The sequence below is a fragment of the Streptomyces flavovariabilis genome (genome assembly GCF_000725785.1).
Classification (GTDB): domain Bacteria; phylum Actinomycetota; class Actinomycetes; order Streptomycetales; family Streptomycetaceae; genus Streptomyces; species Streptomyces hawaiiensis.
The window spans coordinates 23,111-40,204 of the sequence record NZ_JNXD01000010.1; the positions used below are offsets into that span (position 1 = coordinate 23,111).

Genomic DNA, 17,094 nt, shown 5'->3' on the forward strand with positions numbered 1-17,094 from the left:
ATCCTCGTACGACGGACCGCACACGTCACGCGGATTGAGCCGAGGGCGAAGGCGGCAGCAGCGGCCCGCACTCCCACTGCTGGAAGATCAGCCGGGTCTCCACCCGCGCCACCTCCCGCCGTGAGGTGAACCCGTCCAGCACCAGCCGTTGCAGATCGGCCATGTCCGCGACCGCGACATGGACCAGGTAGTCGTCCGGACCGGTCAGGTGGAAGACGGTCCGCGACTCCGGCAGAGCCCGGATCCGCTCCACGAACGGCCCCACCAGCTCCCGCCGGTGCGGCCTGACCTGCACCGACAGCAGGGCCTCGAGCCCTCGCCCGAGCTTGGCCGGATCCAGCTCCAGCCGGTGCCCGAGGATCACGCCCGAGCGGCGCAGCCGCGTCACCCGGTCCAGACAGGTCGACGGCGCCACCCCGACCTGCGCGGCGAGATCCCGGTACGTCGCCCGGGCGTCGTTCTGCAACAGCCGCAGCAGATGGAGGTCCACCGGATCCAGTACGACAGATTCAGCCATCGGCCGAACGTAGCACGGGACGCTCACCCGGTAGCCCGGCCGATGTTCACCCTTGCCCACCATGGACATGGACACAACGAGCACGCGCGCCCACGACGGACACCCCGCACCGCGAGCCCTCGCCACCGAGGCCGTGCACGCCGGGCGGGACGACCTCGCCCGGCAGGGCCTGCACGCCCCGCCGATCGACCTGTCCACCACCTACCCGTCGTACGACAGCCGCGGCGAGGCGGCCCGCATCGACGCGTTCGCCACCACCGGCGCCGAACCCGACGGCCCGCCCGTGTACGGGCGGCTCGGCAACCCGACCGTCGCCCGCTTCGAGACGGCCCTGGCCCGTCTCGAAGGCACCGAGGCGGCGGTGGCCTTCGCCAGCGGCATGGCAGCGCTGAGCGCCGTCCTCCTCGTCCGCGGCTCGATGGGCCTGCGCCACGTCGTCGCCGTACGCCCCCTCTACGGCTGCAGCGACCACCTGCTGACCGCCGGGCTGCTGGGCTCGGAGGTGACCTGGACCGACCCCGCGGGTGTCGCCGACGCGCTGCGCCCGGACACCGGCCTGGTCATGGTCGAGTCCCCGGCCAACCCCACCCTCGCCGAGGTCGACCTGCGGGCCGTGGCGCACGCCTGCGGCTCGGTGCCGCTGCTTGTGGACAGCACCTTCGCCACACCCGTTCTCCAGCGCCCCGCCGAGCACGGCGCGCGGCTGGTCCTGCACAGCGCCACCAAGTACCTCGGCGGCCACGGAGACGTCCTGGCGGGCGTGGTCGCCTGCGACGAGGAGCTCGCGGGCCGGCTGCGCCAGGTGCGCTTCGCCACGGGCGGCGTCCTGCACCCGCTGGCCGGCTACCTGCTGCTGCGCGGCCTGTCGACCCTCCCCGTCCGGGTCCGGGCGGCCTCCGCCACGGCAGCCGAACTGGCCCGCCGCCTCACCGCCGACCCGCGAGTGGCCCGCGTGCACTACCCCCGCATCGGCGGCGCGATGGTCGCCTTCGAGGTGTACGACGACCCGCACGAGGTGATCGGCGCGGTCCGCCTGATCACCCCGGCGGTCAGCCTCGGCAGCGTGGACACCCTCATCCAGCACCCCGCCTCCATCAGCCACCGCATCGTCGACGCGGACGACCGCAGGGGAGCCGGGGTGAGCGACCACCTCCTGCGCATGTCGGTGGGCCTGGAGGACGTGGAGGACCTCTGGTCGGATCTGGACGCGGCGTTGGGACGAGGCCCCTCAAGGGGCGCGGGGAGCTGCGCGAACAGCCACAGCGCACCCGCACTCGCCACCTGACCAACGCCCCCTACGGCGCCGAGGCGCTCCCGACTTCACCCGCACGCGTCGGAACGGGCTCACCCAGCCGCGCGGTGATCACCAGCGTCCCCTCCTCGACCTGATAGTCGAGAGGAAGCCCGAGCCCCCGCATCGCCGCGACCATCCCGGTGTTGGACGCCTGCGTCACGGCATACACGCTCGAGCACCCGGCCTCCACGGCCATGGCCACGAGCCGACTCAGCAACTGCGCACCCACACCCCGCCGCTGCCACGCGTCCTCGACGAGCAGCGCGATCTCCGTCTCGTCCCCGTCCCACAGGAGGTGCCCGAGCCCGACGATCCGCCCGGAGGCCGTCTGTACGGCGAGGGTGCGGCCGAACCTCGGACTGAGCAGGTGGTTGAGGTACCGGTCGGCGTCACGGACCGGCCCGTGATAGCGAAGCCTCAGCGTGCGTGCCGAGCACCGCTCGTGCAGAGCCCGGGCGGCCTCCAGATCACGCGTATCGGCCCGCCGCACGGTGATGTCGCTGCCCTCGGCGAGCGTGAGCACGTCCCGTCCGTGCGGGAGGCGCGGTCCGAGCCGGGCGTCCAGTTCCACCAGAGCCCTGGCCCGGGCGAACTCGGTCGGCGTGAACGGCAGATACGGCCGCTCCACGGTGATCACTCCGCCTTCCGGGGCACGCAGGCGCATCACCGTGTCGTCGAGGGCCCCCTCCACCGCGAGGCCCCCCGGCGCCCGGCCGGCACCGGTCGGAGCGGGCTGGGACCGGATCGTGCACCGGCCCAGCAACTGCCGCAGGGCCAGCGGCAGTTCCGCCGAGTCCAGGGCGGTGCGGGCGGCCAGTCCGAGGATCCGGGTCGGCGCGTCCACCAGGTCGTGGGCGTCGGCCCGCTCGATCCAGGTGTCGGCGCCGCCGGCCGACTCGACGGCCGTGGTGATCGCGGACGCCGGCAGGCCGGCCGGGCCCCGCAGCAGGAACTCGTCGACCGTGCCCTCGGCCAGCGGGTGCGTCTGGAGGCTCAGGATGTCGACGCGCCGCCCGGCCAGGGCGACGCACAGCGCCGCCAGTGACCCCGGCTCGTCCTGAACCGTGGTCCGCATCCGCCACAGGCTGTTCGCCCCCGGCACCGGCTCCGGTGCCGGGGACTCGGTATCACCCGTCGGCGGTGCGTGTTCCTGGCGTCGTGTCCGCCAGGTGTGGAACGCCGCCGCGACCCGCTGCCACGAGGTGGCGGGGCGGCAGTTGTCCTCGGAGTGCGTCACATGGGTCACTTCTCGCGTCATGCACCCACTGTGACGGAACGGTGTTGCGTGATCGCGAACGCATTGTGACCGGCGGGTAAAAGGGGCAGTCTGCCCCCTTTGTCGACGCTTCAAACGTTGCGATCCGTACCTACTGGCCGACCAGGCCCGGCTGGAGCGTCTGCGTGAACAGCACCGTGCCGTCCTGCTCCCGCAGACGGACCGTCAGCTCGCCGCTGTGGCCGTCGATGTCGACCTCGCCGAAGAACTGGAATCCCCCGGCGGGCGAGACGTTGGCGGTCGTCGGCGCCTTCACGAACACACGGTCCGGGCCGAAGGTGCCGTCGAGCGCGCTCGCCGGGAAGGCACCGGCGTTGAGGGGACCCGAGACGAACTCCCAGAACGGCTCGAAGTCGGTGAAGGCGGCCTTCGACGGCAGGTAGTGCTGCGCCGAGGTGTGGTGCACGTCGGCCGTCAGCCACACCGTGCCCGTGATCCGCCGGTGCTTGACGAACCGCAGCAGCTCGGCGATCTGCAGCTCCCGGCCGAGCGGCTTGCCGGGGTCGCCCTGAGCGACGGCCTCGATGTTCGTCGCGTCCGGGACGACGAGGCCGATCGGCATGTCGGCGGCGATCACCTTCCACACCGCCCGGGAGCGGGACAGCTCGCGCTTGAGCCACTCCAGTTGCTCGCGGCCGAGGATGCCCTGCGGGTCGGTGGGCTGGTCGCCCGGCGAGTTCGCGTTGCGGTAGGTGCGCATGTCCAGGACGAACACGTCCAGCAGCGGGCCGTGGTGCTGCACGCGGTACACCCGGCCGTCGGGGCGGCGCAGCGTGGAGATCGGGAAGTACTCGCAGAAGGCCCGGCGGGCGCGGGCGGCGAGCACGTCGACGCGCTTCTCGGTGTACCGGGTGTCGGTGAGGATCTCGCCCGGATACCAGTTGTTGGTGACCTCGTGGTCGTCCCACTGGACGATGGAGGGGACCCGGGCGTTGAAGGCCCGCAGGTTCTCGTCCAGCAGGTTGTAGCGGAAGTTGCCGCGGAACTCCGCGAGTGTCTCGGCGACTTTCGCCTTCTCCTCGGTCGTGATGTTCCGCCAGGTCCGGCCGTCGGGCAGGGCCACGGTCCCGGTGATCGGGCCGTCGGCGTAGATGTTGTCGCCGCTGCACAGGAAGAAGTCCGGGTCGAGGGCGGCCATCGCGTTGTAGATCGTGTAGCCGCCGAACTCCGGGTTGATGCCCCAGCCCTGCCCGGCCAGGTCGCCGGACCAGACGAACCGCACTCCGTCGCGGCGCTTGGCGGACGCCGTGCGGAAGGAGCCGGTGACCGGTTCACCGGTGCGGCGCGGGTCGTCCGGGTCGGCGAGCAGCACACGGTAGTGGATCTGCTCCCCGGACGGCAGACCGCGCAGCGGGGTGGTGCCGGTGAAGTCGGTGCCCGGGCCCAGCAGCGGGCCGTGCCATCTGCGGGGGTTGCGGAACGACTCGGTCGCCGACGTCTCGACGATCATCCGGGCCGGCCGGTCGGAGCGCACCCACACCAGCCCGGAGTCGCAGGTCACGTCTCCCGCCTGCACACCCCACCCCGCGGTGGGGCGCCCCGAGCGGGCGAAGGCAGGAGCCGCGCCGAGAGCGGTGGGCAGGGACAGGGCCGCCGACGCGGCGAGGGAGCCACGCAGGACGCTACGGCGCCCGGGCAACGGACGGTGTGACATGGATGCGCCTCCAGGGACGGGATCCGGCCAAGTGTGCAGAGCCACAACTACTGGCACGCCGCAGCGCACACACGAACCCCAAGTGAACAACTGGCCGCGGGGTGAGGGAACCCGCGAACCGGTCGGCTCACCCGGCCGCCGCCGCCATCAGACGCACCCCTTCGGCGATCCGGGCGGGCGGCACATGGGCGTAGCCCAGGACCAGCCGGATCTCCTCAACCCCCTCGGGCCCCGCCCGTGTGTGGGCGTAGGCCGACAGTGGGCGCACCGCCACGCCCGCCTGGGCCACTCGCGCCAGGAAACGCTCCTCGGGCCCGTACCGCCGCGGCACTGTGGCGATCACGTGCAGGCCCGCGGCGATCCCCGACACCTCCGAGCCGGGGAAGTGCGCGTGCAGGGCGGCGACCAGCGCGTCGCGCCGGTCGCGGTAGGCGCGCTGGCAGCGGCGCAACTGGCGGTCGTAGTCGCCGCGCTCCAGGAAGCGGGCGAACAGGGCCTGGTCGAGGGCCGGGTGACCGAGATCCATGGCGCGCTTGCGTTCGACGATCTCCTCCGCCCAGGACTCCGGCACCAGCATCCAGCCCAGCCGCAGGCCCGGCGCGAGGGACTTGCTGACCGAGCCCGTGTAGGCCACATGGTCCGGGTCGAGGCCCTGGAGCGCGCCGACGGGAGCACGGTCGTAACGGAAGTCGCCGTCGTAGTCGTCCTCCAGGACGATGCCGTCCACCGACCGCGCCCAGTCCAGCAGCTCGGCGCGACGCCTGGCCGAGTAGGCGATGCCGGTGGGGAACTGGTGGGCCGGAGTCGTCACCACGGCCCGGACACCCGATGCCCGCAGCGGTTCCGGGGCCACTCCCTCGTCGTCCAACGGCAGCGGCACGGCGGTGACCCCGGCCGCGCCGTACAGCGCGCTGTGCTGGGGGCTGCCCGGGTCCTCCACGCCGACCGTGCGCACCCCGCGCGCGTGCAGCGCGAAACCGAGCAGGGCCGTCGCCTGGGCCACCCCCGAGACGACCACGATCCGCTCCGGGTCGGCCACCACGCCCCGCCGCCGCGCGAGCAGTTCGGCCAGCGCGGTACGCAGCCCCGGCAGCCCGCGCGGATCGGGGTAGCCCAGCTCCTGGTGCGGCAGTTCCGCCAGCACACCGCGCTGCGCGGCGGCCCACGCCGCGCGCGGGAACAGCGCCAGGTCCGGCGTCCCGGGCACGAAGTCCGCGCGCGTGCCGGGGGAACGCGGAGCGAGATCGTGCGCTCGCGGCTCCACGGCCCGGACGGCCGCGCCCACCCAGGTGCCCGCGCCCCGGCCGCTGCGCAGATACCCCTCGGCCGTCAGCTGCCCGTACGCCTCCGTGACCAGCCCGCGCGAGACCCCCAGGTCCGCCGCGAGATCCCGGCTCGACGGCAGCCGCGTGCCCGGCGCGAGCCGGCCCGAGCGGACCGCCTCGCGCAGTGCCGCCTGCAGGGAACGGCCACGGGTGCGGGCCGGAGCGGATGCGGCGGGGAGCAGCAGCTCCCAGGCGGCGGACGCGGCACCTTCGCCCGGGTCGCTCTGCGATGGCCTCATGAGGGGAGACCTTAGAGGCTCTGCCGCCCGCCCCGGGGCCGGTCAGCGGCTGCCGTCGAGGACCACCCGGGCCACCAGGGCCGGGTCGTCGTTCATCGGGACGTGGCCGCAGCCGGGCAGCCGCACCAGCCGGGCCTGGGGGATGACGCCCTTGGCGCGCACACCCTGGCGGGGGATGAGCAGCCGGTCCCGGCTGCCCCACGCCACGGTGACCGGCGTGCCCACGATGTCGTCGGTGAACTGCACGGTCCGGCCGGAGCGCAGCGTCTCGGAGAACCCCTCGGCCCGGGCGAGCGCGAGGGTCTCGGCGACCACGGCCTCGGGGGAACGGCGGCCCGGGCGGGCGTAGATGGTGCTCGTCAGCAGGGTGCGGCCGAGGGCCGGGCGGGCCAGCCGCTCGACCACGGGCAGCGGCATCCGCCGGGCGATCTGGCGCATCGCCATCAGCACGGTGAAGGCGTAGCGGCGCTCGGCGTCGTTCCAGAACCCGGCGGGGGACAGGGCGGTGACGGAGCGGACGAGTCGCGCCCGGGCCAGGTCCAGCGCCAGCAGGCCGCCCAGCGAGTTGCCCGCCACGTGCGGCCGTTCGATCTCCAGCGCCCCGAAGAGCGCCGTCAGGACCGTGCTCATCGTGGGCAGGTCGTGCGCCATGCCGTCCGGGAGCGCCGGCGACTCACCGCAGCCCGGCAGGTCCACGGCGATCACGTCGCGCTCGGCCGCCAGCGCGGGGATGACCGGGTCCCACACCTGCCGGTGGTGGCCGATGCCGTGCAGCAGGAGCAGCGGTTCGCCGCTGCCCCGGCGCGTGTAGGACAGGGTCACGCTCTGCTCGCCCTGCGCGGAGGCGACTTTGAAGGAGACGGTGGCGGACATGGGGTGCTCCTCGGCTGTACTCGCTGACGGACGCTGTAGACAGCTTGTCAGCAATTGCTACCCGCTGGTAGCCCCATGGTGTCCGCACGTTCACGGCATCGGGCCGCTCAACGGGCCCGCCGCACCTCCAGGTTGAACTCACCGTGCCCGAACTTCCGAAACAGGCCGGCCCTCAGGGGCAGCCGCATCTCCACGGCCCGGGCCGCCCGGACGCCCCCGAGGCCGAGCACACGGTCCGCATTCACCCTCCTCCAGCGCCGGCGGGTCCCCGCGGCGGCGGCCCACTGCACGCGGCCGTGGTCTCCCGCGTGCGCGAGCCGAGCCGCACCTCGTGCCCCAGCTCCGCCAGCCGTCCGCCCGGCGTGCGGCCGGCCTGCCCCGTGCCCGGCACCGCGTACCGCAGCGCCGCCTCCGCGGCCGTGCCGCCGAGCACCGGCGTCCTGTCGGCCATTCTGTCCGGGAAGGGATGATTCGCCTGGACAGAGCCGCACCCGTGGGCTGGGATGGAGCCGTGACCACCGAGACCGCGACCGACGTCTTCGAAACGCACCGTCCCGTCCTGCTGGGCGTCGCCTACCGCATGCTGGGACGCGTGGCCGACGCGGAGGACGTGGTCCAGGAGGCCTGGCTGCGCTGGTCCGGTGCCGCGCGCGACGACGTACGCGAACCGCGCGGCTACCTCGTACGGATCACCACCCGCCTCGCCATCGACCGGTTGCGCCAGATCAGGGCCCGTGGCGAGACGTACGTCGGACCCTGGCTGCCCGAGCCGTACGTCACCGACTTCGGCGACACCGTGCCGGACACCGCCGAGCGGGCCGTGCTCGCCGACTCCGTCTCCCTCGCCGTCCTCGTCGTACTGGAGTCGCTGTCACCGCTGGAGCGCGCCGTGTTCGTGCTGCGCGAGGCCTTCGGCTTCCCGTACGCCGACATCGCCGCCATGCTCGACCGCGGCGAACCGGCGGTGCGTCAGCTGTCCGGGCGGGCCCGCAGGCACGTCGAGGAGCGGCGCCCGCGCTACGAGGTCGACCCCGCCCAGCGGCGCGACCTCACCGAACGGTTCCTCGCCGCGGCGGCGGACGGCGACCTCGAAGGCCTGATGGCGCTGCTCGCCCCGGAGGTCCGGCTGGTCGGCGACAGCGGCGGCAAGTCGAGGGCGCCGCTGCGCGTCCTGCAGACCGCCGACAAGGTCGGCCGCTTCCTCGTCGGCGCCGCGCGGAAGGGTCTACCGGGCCTGTCCGTGCGCTTCCTGGAGCTCAACGGCGGCCCGGCCGCGCTGATCCTGTCCGGCGGCAAGCCCGACTCCGTCTTCCAGCTCGACGTGGCCGACGGCCGCGTGCAGTCGGTCTACGTCATCCGCAACCCCGACAAGCTGCGATCCCTGGCCGCCGCCTGAACGGCCCGCGGGGGCCGGTCCACGGCCCACACGAACGCCCCGTGAACGTTCCCGGCCATTGGTCTTGACCAAGGATCAGGGCCGCCCTATGGTCGCAGAGAAGTGCAACAACCTTTAATAAACAAGGGCGCTAAAAGGCCGCCGACCACGGCGATTGCGGAGGACAGGGTGGGGACCACGCAGCTGGAATCGGTACAGGAACCGAAGTACTGGCATCTCAAGACAGTGCTCAGCCAAGCGCTCGACTCGGAGTTCTCGGTGGGGGAGATCCTGCCCAACGAGCGCGATCTCGCGGCCCGCTTCGGCGTCGCCCGCGCCACGCTCCGGCAGGCCCTGGAGCAACTCGAACTCGAAGGCAGGCTGCAGCGCCGCAGGGGCGTCGGAACGACCGTCGCGCCGCCCCGCGTGGGCGTCTCCCTCGGCACCGGCCCGCACACCTGGCCGGGCGGCCCCGAGGACGCCTGGCAGCCCGTCGACTGCACGACGGCCGTGCCGCCGCCGGCCGTCGCCGACGCGCTGGAGACCGGCCGGGACGAGCCCGTGCACATCGTGCGCCGCTCCCGTGTCTCGCACGGCCGGCCGGTGGCCGCGGAGCTGCTGTACATCCCGCAGTCCTCGGTGCCCGAGCTCTCCGGCATCGACGCGCCGTCCGGAGCGGCCCGCGCGCGGGCGGTGCTGCGGGAACTGCAACGGCTGGAGCTGGAGCGGCAGGAGAATGCGGTGGAGCTCGGCTCCGCCGGCGCCGACGAGGCGAAGGAGCTGGACCGGCTGCCCGGGGCACCCGTGCTGGTGGTGACCACGCGGTTCGTCGCCGGGGGGCGGACGGCTGCGTCGTCGGTGGCGACGTATCGCGCTGACACGTGCCGCCTCACCTTCGGTGACTCGGGGGGTGTGGAGATCCACGCCGGGATTCAGCAGAGGGCGTCCTGACCGTGCCGTTCGGGGTGGTGCGCTGCGTGGCGGGCTGCGAGCCCGTCGTGGCCGGTCGCGCAGTTCCCCGCGCCCCTTGCAGGGCGTTGTCGGCCAGAGGCGTTCCGCTGTGAGGACTGCGCGCTGACACGTGCCGGTTGACCTTCGGTGACTCGGGGGCTGCGGGTTCGTTGTGGCTGGTCGCGCAGTTCCCCGCGCCCCCGGGGGCTACGGGCGTTCCACCGTGAAGAGTTGGTCTTCCACGTGGTCCAGGGCGAGGCGCAGGGCTCCCGTTGCCACTGCCGCGTCTCCGAGGCTGGAGAGGGTCACCCGCGGGGGGCGCAGGCAGTAGCGGGCGAGTTCCTGGCGGAGGGGGGCCAGGACGCCGTCCAGGCCCGCCGCCCAGCCGCCGATGACGACCAGCTCCGGGTCCAGGGCGAGGACGAGTGCGGCCACGTCGTGGACCAGGCGCCGGATGAAACGGTCGACGGCCGCGCGGGCCCGATGGTCGCCCTCGCGGGCCTGCGCGAAGACCTCGGCGACCGCCTGCTCGTCGAGGGGGTGGAGGGGTTCGTCCGTGGTCGAGAGGAGTCTCTCGGGCGTCACCTCCCGGCCCAGCAGGTGCAGCGCGCCGATCTCGCCGGCCGCTCCGCCGTAGCCCCGGTGCAGCCGGCCCCCGATCAGCGACCCGGCGCCCGGGCTGAGCCCCGCCAGCACGAACACCACGTCGTCCGACTCGGTGGCCGCGCCCTTCCAGTGCTCGGCGACGGCAGCCGCGTTGGCGTCGTTCTCGACCAGCACCGGGCATTTGAACGACCGGCTCAGCCGCTCGCCCAGCCGCAGCCCCGTCCACCCCGGCAGCGCCGTGCCCAGCCGCACCGTCCCGTCGGCCTCGACGATCCCGGGCGTCGCCACGCCCACCGCCCGCAGCGACCCGCGTGCGACCCCGGCCCGCCGCAACAGCTCGGCGACGGCCCCGCGCAGCCGCTCCAGCCGCTCGTCGGCCCCCGCCGTCTCGGGCACCTCCCTGGCCTGGGCGCCGATCACCCGGCCGTCCAGGTCGGACAGCAGCGCGGCCACCCGGTGCGCCCCGATCTCCAGCCCCAGCAGATGCCCGGCCTCCGCCCGGAACCGGAACCGCCGCGCGGGACGCCCCTGCCGCCGGGCAGCGCCCTCCTCGGCCGCCTTCTCGACCACCAGCCCGGCTTCGATGAGCCCCTCGACGACGCCCTCGACGGTCGGCCGGGACAGCCCCGTCACCCGGGTGATCTCGGTCAGCGTCGCGCAGTCCGTGGCACGCAGCGCGTGCAGCACCACCGCGGAGTTGATCCTTCGCAGCAGCGAGGGATCCCCGCCGGTCAGCCGCCCCACCGTCCGTCCTCCCAGGTCGTGCGCGTGTTGGCCGGATCGTACTTCGACCCGGCACACCCGGGCGAGGGGCAGACACCGGCCCCTCGGCGATCAGCGCGGCGCCACGAAGCCCGACTCGTACGCCGCGATCACCGCCTGGGTGCGGTCCCGCGCCCCCAACTTCGCCAGCACCGAGCTGACATGCGACTTCACCGTCTCGGTCCCCACGACCAGCCGGTCGGCGATCTCCGCGTTCGACAGGCCCCGCGCCATCAGGCGCAGCACCTCGGCCTCGCGCTCGGTCAGCCGGGCCCGCTCCAGCACGGCCCGTGCCGCCCGGTTCCCGCCGGTGTCGCCGTACTCGGCGGCGAGCTGCCGCACCGAGGCCGGGAAGAGCAGCGACTCACCCTCGGCGATCAGCCGTACCGCGTGCACGATCTCGGCGGGCCGGGCCCGCTTGAGCAGGAACCCGTCGGCTCCCGCCCGCAGCGCCTCGTACACGTACTCGTCGTTCTCGAAGGTCGTCACCACGAGGATCCGGGGCGGTTCGTCGACCGTCCGCAGCAGGGTCCGGGTGGCTTCGATGCCGTCCAGCAGCGGCATCCGGACGTCCATGGCGACCACGTCCGGCCGCAGCTGCCGTACGAGCGGGATCACCGCCGCCCCGTCCGCCGCCTCGCCGACGACCTCGATGTCGGGCTGCGCCTCAAGCACGGCCCGCAGACCGGTGCGCACCAGGGGTTCGTCGTCGACGAGGAGAACGGTGACCGGCATCGGACCAGCGTAGATCAACGCAACGGCAGCTCGGCATGGACCTGCCAGTCGCCTTCGTCGGGTCCGGTCCTGGCCCGCCCGCCGAGCAGGGCCGCGCGTTCCCGGATCCCGCGCAGCCCGCTGCCCCGCCCGGAGCCGGGCGTCCCGGCCGGCAGCGGATTGCGTATCGCGAGGACGAGGGTGTCGTCGGCGACGTCCACACGGACGTGCACCGGGACCGCCCCCGCGTGCCGCAGCACGTTGGTCAGCGACTCCTGGAGGATCCGGTAGCCCTCCCGGGACACCGGCCCGGGCACCGTCTCCACCGGGCCGGTCACCTCGGCGTCGACCTTCGCCCCGGAGGCGCGCGCCGACTCCAGCAGCCGGTCGGCGTCCGCGAGGGTCGGTCTGCCGCTCACCGGTTTCTCCGACTCGCGCAGGACGCCGAGCACCCGCTCCAGATCCTCCAGGGCGGCCCGTCCCGTCTCCTCGATGGCGCCCAGGGCGCGAGCGGTGAAGGCGGGATCGCCCGCCGCCCGAGCGGCCCCGGCCTGCACGACGGCGACGGTGAGCGCGTGGCCGATGGAGTCGTGCAACTCGCGGGCGATACGGGTGCGTTCCAGGAGCTGTTCCGTGCGCTCCTCCAGTGCGGCGAGCCGCTCGGCGGGGGAAGGGCCGAGCAGGCGCAGGGCGATGCGGGTGATGAGGTGCCCCGAGCCGACCACGACCGCGGCCGCCAGGACCAGGGGCAGGGGCGCGAGCAGGGCGTGCCACCAGTGACGGCCCTCGACGGCGAGCCAGGCACCGCCGCGCTCACCGCTGATCGCTGTCGACACCAGGTCCACCGCGAGGAAGAGGAGCTGGAGCGAGAGGTGCGAGACAAGGACGCCGAGGAACAGCCGCGTCTGGAGCCACAGCACCATCCGCCCGCGGTCGCCCCACGTGGCCGAGGGGGCGACGACGATCTCCGAGCTCTCACCGACGTCCCCATGGCCGGTCAGCAGCAGCCTGGCCTGCAATCCCTCCACGACCCGCACGGCGGGGACGAGGCCCGCGAGACCGAGCAGCACGGTCGCCGTGCCCACGGTCCACCACGCCTCGTCGATGAACAGCCACAGGGACGGCCACACGATGGCCATGGCGAGATGCAGCCACCGCGTGTACGTCACCGCCCGGGTGAACGGGCGCAGGATGCGGACCATGGCGTCATCGTGCCAGCCGGCACCGCCGGCGAGCCTCCCCCGCACGGGGGAGACGATCTCCACCACCGGGGGAGGACCGCACCCCGGGCCGACCGCCACGCTGGTGCCATGACCAGCATCGACGTGCAGGACCTCACCAAGGAGTTCGGCAGCCGGCGAGCCGTGGACCGGCTCACCTTCCGCGTACAGCCCGGCCGAGTCACCGGCTTCCTCGGCCCGAACGGCGCCGGAAAGTCCACCACCATGCGGCTGGTGCTCGGCCTCGACCGGCCGACCGCCGGTGCCGCCACGATCGGCGGCCGGCCCTATTCGACGCTGCGCGAACCCCTGCGCCACGTGGGCGCCCTGCTCGACGCGCAGGCGGCGCACGGCTCCCGCACCGCCCGCGACCACCTCCGTGTCCTGGCGGCGAGCAACCGCATCCCGGACCGCCGGGTCGACGAGGTCCTGGAGGAGACGGGCCTGGCCTCGGTGGCCCGGCGCCGCGTGCGGACGTACTCCCTGGGCATGCGCCAGCGGCTCGGCATGGCCGCCGCTCTGCTGGGCGACCCCGAGGTGGTCATGCTGGACGAGCCGTCCAACGGCCTCGACCCCGAAGGCATCGTGTGGATCCGGACGTTGCTGCGCCGGCTGGCGGGGGAGGGCCGCACGGTCCTGGTCTCCAGTCATCTGATGAACGAGACCGCGTCCTTCGCCGACCACCTTGTCGTCCTCGGCCGGGGCCGGCTCCTCGCCGACACCCCGCTGCGGGACTTCATCGAAGCGCGCGTGCGGCCCCGCGTCCGCATCCGCACGACCGACCCCGTCGCCCTCGAGTCGGCCCTCACCCGGCACGGCCACACCGCCGAGGAACAGGCGGACGGGCACTGGGCCGTGCACGACGCGCGCGTGGACGACATCGGCCGCATCGCCTCGGCCGCCGGCGTGCCGGTTCTGGAACTGGCCGCCGACGAGGGCACCTTGGAGCAGGCCTACTTCGACCTCACCGGCGCCGAGACCGAGTTCACCGCACAGCCTCAGGAGGCCTGACCATGGAATTCACGCCCGTACTGCGCTCCGAGTGGCTGAAGATCCGTACGCTGCGCTCGCTCCCGGGAGCGCTGCTGGCGCTGTTCGCGGCCACCCTCGCGTTCTCCGCGATCGCCGGCGTCTCCGATGCCTCGGACCCGGGGTTCGATCCGCTGTTCACGGCCCTGTCCGGCGTCATTCCGGGCCAGATCGCGGCGATTTCCTTCGGTGCCATGGCCGTGTCGTCGGAGTTCCACCAGGGCGCGCTCCGGCTGTCCCTGGCCGCCGTGCCGAGACGCGGCCGGTGGTTCGCGGCCAAGGCGGCCGTCATCGCCGTACCGGCGCTCCTCGTGGGAGTGTCGACGGCCCTCGCCGCCCTCCTCGTGGGGCGGGCCGGGCTCGGCCCGGCGGCCGACGGGCTCAGCACCGGTGAGCAGGTGCGCGGTGTCGTGGGCTGCGGCGTCTACCTCATGCTGATGGCCCTGCTCTCCGCCGGGATCGCCGCCCTGCTGCGCAGCGGCGTGGCCACCCTCTCCCTGCTGGTGCCGTTCATCCTCGTCGTGTCGTTCGTGATCGGCGACGCGACGGGCACCGTCGCCGACTTCCTGCCGGACAAGGCGGGACAGCTCGTCCTCCGGGAGACGTACGACGGCACCCTCGGGCCATGGTGGGGGCTCGCGGTGACCGGGCTGTGGACGGCCGCCGCGCTGCTGGCGGGAGCCTGGAGCGTGCGGCGCAGGGACGCCTGACGGGGAGCCGGATGATGCCCCGCCAAGTGTCAGTGGGGCCGGGTTTACTGGACCCATGAACATCGCACAGCACATCGCCCTCATCGACGAGCTGTGCTACCGCCCCTTTCCGGCGGAGCACGGCCCGTCGGACGTCGGCGTCTCGGGGCCCGGTCACCACATCGCGGTGTTAGCAGCCGCCACCGGCGACGACCCGGCGGCCCGTGCGGTGACGATCGACCAGTTCGAGAAGGACCGGGACGCCGTCCACGAGCTCCTCGCCTCCCGCTGGGGCGACACGGACCCCTACAACCTGCAGACCGTCCTGCTGCGCACCGAGCGGGAGGAGATACCCCGGCCCTGGGCCGAGTTGAGCGCGCGGGCGAGCGTCGCCCACGTGTGGGAGGTGGAGGGCACGGGCCGCTGGGTCGCCGTGGCGGTCGGCGACCGGGACGCGTCCCGGGAGGTCCAGCTGCTGGCCCTGGTCACGGAGACCGACCCGCCGTAGGAGATCAGGCCCCGGCGGCGTCCCGCAGCCGCCCGAACTCCTCCGCCATCGTCTCGAGCGTCCAGTGCGCGTTCAGCCCGCTCGGATTGGGCAGCACCCACACGCGCGTGTCCCCGATCGTCCGCGACTGCGGCCCCACCCGTGCCTTGCGGTCGTCGAACGCGGCACGGTACGCGGTCACCCCCACCACGGCCAGCCAGCGCGGCCGCAGCCGTTCCACCTTCGCCGCGAGCAGCCGCCCGCCTTCCCGGTACTCCCCGGCGCTCAGCTCGTCGGCCCGGGCCGAGGGCCGCGCCACGACGTTGGTGATGCCGAGCCCGTACGACAGCAACTCCTGCTGCTCGGACGGCTTCAGCAGCCGCGGCGTGAAGCCGGACCGGTGCAGCACCGGCCAGAAGCGGTTGCCCGGGCGGGCGAAGTGATGACCCGTCGCGGCCGTCAGCAGGCCCGGGTTGATGCCGCAGAACAGGACGTGCAGACCCTCCGCGACCACGTCGGGCACGACGCGGTCGCGGGCGGCCTCCAGCTCCTCGGGCGTGAAACGCGGCACCGTCGGCTACCCGGCCGGCGCGTCAGAGGATCGCGCCGGGCGTGTAGCCCGCGGCCTGGGGGTGCTGCTTCACGATCTCCTCGATCCGGGCGACGACGGTGGCCACCTGGTCGCCCGCGGCGCCCGTGAAGGACAGCTTGTCGGCCATCAGCGCGTCCAGCTGTTCCCGGTCCAGCGGGATGCGGGTGTCGGCGGCCAGCTTGTCGAGCAGCTCGTTGCGCTCGGCGCCCTGCTCACGCATGGCGAGCGCGGAGGCGACGGCGTTCTCCTTGATCGCCTCGTGCGCGAGCTCCCGGCCGACGCCCGCGCGCACGGCCCCCATCAGCACCTTGGTGGTGGCGAGGAACGGCAGGTAGCGGTCCAGCTCCCGGGCGACGACCGCCGGGAACGCGCCGAACTCGTCGAGCACCGTCAGGAACGTCTCCAGCAGGCCGTCCAGCGCGAAGAACGCGTCCGGCAGCGCGACCCGGCGCACCACCGAGCAGGACACGTCGCCCTCGTTCCACTGGTCGCCCGCCAGCTCGCCCGTCATCGAGGCGTAGCCGCGCAGGATCACCATCAGGCCGTTGACGCGCTCGCAGGAGCGGGTGTTCATCTTGTGCGGCATCGCCGAGGAGCCGACCTGGCCGGGCTTGAAGCCCTCGGTGACCAGCTCGTGCCCGGCCATCAGGCGGATCGTCTTCGCCAGCGACGACGGGGCCGACGCCAGCTGCACCAGCGCCGTGACGACCTCGTAGTCCAGCGAGCGCGGGTAGACCTGCCCGACCGAGGTGAACGCCTGTGAGAAGCCCAGGTGGGAGGCGATCCGCTGCTCCAGGTCCGCGAGCTTCGCGGCGTCCCCGCCCAGCAGGTCCAGCATGTCCTGCGCGGTGCCGACCGGGCCCTTGATGCCGCGCAGCGGGTAACGGCCCAGCAGCTCCTCGACCCGGCCGTACGCCACGAGCAGCTCGTCGGCGGCGGTCGCGAAACGCTTGCCGAGGGTGGTGGCCTGGGCGGCGACGTTGTGCGAGCGGCCGGCCATGACCAGCTCGCCGTACTCGCCGGCCAGCTTGCCCAGCCGTGCCAGGACAGCCACCGCGCGGTCGCGGATCAGCTCCAGCGAGAGCCGAATCTGGAGCTGCTCGACGTTCTCGGTGAGGTCGCGGGAGGTCATGCCCTTGTGCACGTGCTCGTGCCCGGCGAGGTCGTTGAACTCCTCGATCCGCGCCTTCACGTCGTGCCGCGTGACCTTCTCGCGCTCGGCGATGGAGGCCAGGTCGACGGTGTCGAGGACACGCTCGTAGTCGGCGAGCGCCGCGTCCGGCACCTCGATCCCGAGGTCCTTCTGGGCCCGCAGCACGGCGAGCCAGAGCTGCCGCTCCAGCTTCACCTTCTGCTCGGGCGACCAGAGCGTGGCGAGCTCGGCGGAGGCGTAGCGTCCGGCGAGGACGTTCGGGATGCGGGGCTTGGCGGGAGCGGAAGTCACGTGCACGGATTCTACTGGCGATTCGTGCAGGCCAGCGCCGCGGGTGC

At 73.4% G+C, this 17,094-nt stretch carries 18 protein-coding genes; 6 read left to right on the forward strand and 12 right to left on the reverse strand.

Annotated elements, in window-relative coordinates:
• Window positions 1-25 precede the first annotated feature (25 nt).
• Complete coding sequence (locus IO24_RS0118300) at window positions 26-517, reverse strand: Lrp/AsnC family transcriptional regulator (RefSeq protein ID WP_031137002.1); 492 nt, start codon at window positions 515-517, stop codon at window positions 26-28.
• A gap of 67 nt (window positions 518-584) precedes the next feature.
• On the opposite strand from IO24_RS0118300, the gene IO24_RS0118305 reads away from it, so the two are divergent.
• Window positions 585-1,802, forward strand: coding sequence for a trans-sulfuration enzyme family protein (locus tag IO24_RS0118305; protein ID WP_045296412.1), 1,218 nt, complete (start codon window positions 585-587; stop codon window positions 1,800-1,802).
• 10 nt (window positions 1,803-1,812) lie between these two features.
• Here IO24_RS0118305 and IO24_RS0118310 read toward each other — a convergent pair whose 3' ends face one another.
• The 6 genes from IO24_RS0118310 to IO24_RS46530 all read right to left on the reverse strand — a co-directional run bounded on the left by IO24_RS0118310 (window position 1,813) and on the right by IO24_RS46530 (window position 7,629).
• Window positions 1,813-3,069: a GNAT family N-acetyltransferase gene (locus tag IO24_RS0118310; RefSeq protein WP_031137006.1), complete on the reverse strand. Its 1,257-nt coding sequence runs from the start codon at window positions 3,067-3,069 to the stop codon at window positions 1,813-1,815.
• Between the two features lie 109 nt (window positions 3,070-3,178).
• A complete protein-coding gene (locus tag IO24_RS0118315) occupies window positions 3,179-4,741 on the reverse strand; it encodes an alkaline phosphatase D family protein (RefSeq protein WP_031137007.1) in 1,563 nt (520 codons plus the stop codon).
• A 127-nt stretch (window positions 4,742-4,868) separates the two neighbouring features.
• Window positions 4,869-6,305: a MocR-like pyridoxine biosynthesis transcription factor PdxR gene (gene pdxR, locus IO24_RS0118320; RefSeq protein WP_031137009.1), complete on the reverse strand. Its 1,437-nt coding sequence runs from the start codon at window positions 6,303-6,305 to the stop codon at window positions 4,869-4,871.
• A 42-nt stretch (window positions 6,306-6,347) separates the two neighbouring features.
• Window positions 6,348-7,178, reverse strand: coding sequence for an alpha/beta fold hydrolase (locus IO24_RS0118325; protein ID WP_031137010.1), 831 nt, complete (start codon window positions 7,176-7,178; stop codon window positions 6,348-6,350).
• Between the two features lie 107 nt (window positions 7,179-7,285).
• A complete protein-coding gene (locus IO24_RS46525) occupies window positions 7,286-7,423 on the reverse strand; it encodes a hypothetical protein (RefSeq protein ID WP_234335258.1) in 138 nt (45 codons plus the stop codon).
• The gene (locus IO24_RS46530) at window positions 7,420-7,629 is read right to left on the reverse strand and encodes a hypothetical protein (RefSeq protein ID WP_031137011.1); all 210 of its coding nucleotides are present in this window, start codon (window positions 7,627-7,629) and stop codon (window positions 7,420-7,422) included. The genes IO24_RS46525 and IO24_RS46530 overlap by 4 nt, the downstream gene beginning before the upstream one ends.
• 60 nt (window positions 7,630-7,689) lie before the next feature.
• Between IO24_RS46530 and IO24_RS0118340 the strand changes: the two genes are divergently transcribed.
• Together IO24_RS0118340 and IO24_RS0118345 are read left to right on the forward strand one after the other, a co-directional pair.
• Window positions 7,690-8,574, forward strand: coding sequence for an RNA polymerase sigma-70 factor (locus IO24_RS0118340; RefSeq protein ID WP_031137013.1), 885 nt, complete (start codon window positions 7,690-7,692; stop codon window positions 8,572-8,574).
• A 168-nt stretch (window positions 8,575-8,742) separates the two neighbouring features.
• The gene (locus IO24_RS0118345; protein ID WP_031137015.1) at window positions 8,743-9,504 is read left to right on the forward strand and encodes a GntR family transcriptional regulator; all 762 of its coding nucleotides are present in this window, start codon (window positions 8,743-8,745) and stop codon (window positions 9,502-9,504) included.
• Between the two features lie 207 nt (window positions 9,505-9,711).
• Here IO24_RS0118345 and IO24_RS0118350 read toward each other — a convergent pair whose 3' ends face one another.
• The 3 genes from IO24_RS0118350 to IO24_RS0118360 form a co-directional block, all read right to left on the reverse strand.
• Complete coding sequence (locus IO24_RS0118350; RefSeq protein WP_031137017.1) at window positions 9,712-10,854, reverse strand: ROK family transcriptional regulator; 1,143 nt, start codon at window positions 10,852-10,854, stop codon at window positions 9,712-9,714.
• 90 nt (window positions 10,855-10,944) lie between these two features.
• Window positions 10,945-11,607 carry a response regulator transcription factor gene (locus IO24_RS0118355; RefSeq protein WP_031137019.1) on the reverse strand — a complete coding sequence of 221 codons (663 nt, stop codon included), beginning with the start codon at window positions 11,605-11,607 and terminating at the stop codon, window positions 10,945-10,947.
• Window positions 11,608-11,621: 14 nt separating this feature from the next.
• A complete protein-coding gene (locus tag IO24_RS0118360) occupies window positions 11,622-12,788 on the reverse strand; it encodes a sensor histidine kinase (RefSeq protein WP_031137021.1) in 1,167 nt (388 codons plus the stop codon).
• Between the two features lie 108 nt (window positions 12,789-12,896).
• Here IO24_RS0118360 and IO24_RS0118365 point away from each other — a divergent pair, with 108 nt between their 5' ends.
• From IO24_RS0118365 to IO24_RS0118375, 3 genes are read left to right on the forward strand one after another with little or no spacing between them, the layout of a single operon-like run.
• The gene (locus IO24_RS0118365) at window positions 12,897-13,817 is read left to right on the forward strand and encodes an ATP-binding cassette domain-containing protein (RefSeq protein ID WP_031137023.1); all 921 of its coding nucleotides are present in this window, start codon (window positions 12,897-12,899) and stop codon (window positions 13,815-13,817) included.
• A 2-nt stretch (window positions 13,818-13,819) separates the two neighbouring features.
• Window positions 13,820-14,545 carry an ABC transporter permease gene (locus IO24_RS0118370; protein WP_031137024.1) on the forward strand — a complete coding sequence of 242 codons (726 nt, stop codon included), beginning with the start codon at window positions 13,820-13,822 and terminating at the stop codon, window positions 14,543-14,545.
• Between the two features lie 55 nt (window positions 14,546-14,600).
• A complete protein-coding gene (locus IO24_RS0118375) occupies window positions 14,601-15,032 on the forward strand; it encodes a hypothetical protein (RefSeq protein WP_031137025.1) in 432 nt (143 codons plus the stop codon).
• Between the two features lie 4 nt (window positions 15,033-15,036).
• Here IO24_RS0118375 and mug read toward each other — a convergent pair whose 3' ends face one another.
• Window positions 15,037-15,582: a G/U mismatch-specific DNA glycosylase gene (gene mug, locus IO24_RS0118380; protein WP_031137027.1), complete on the reverse strand. Its 546-nt coding sequence runs from the start codon at window positions 15,580-15,582 to the stop codon at window positions 15,037-15,039.
• 22 nt (window positions 15,583-15,604) lie between these two features.
• Window positions 15,605-17,047 (reverse strand): adenylosuccinate lyase, encoded by a 1,443-nt coding sequence (purB, locus tag IO24_RS0118385; RefSeq protein WP_031137028.1) that lies wholly within the window; start codon window positions 17,045-17,047, stop codon window positions 15,605-15,607.
• Between the last annotated feature and the right edge of the window lie 47 nt (window positions 17,048-17,094).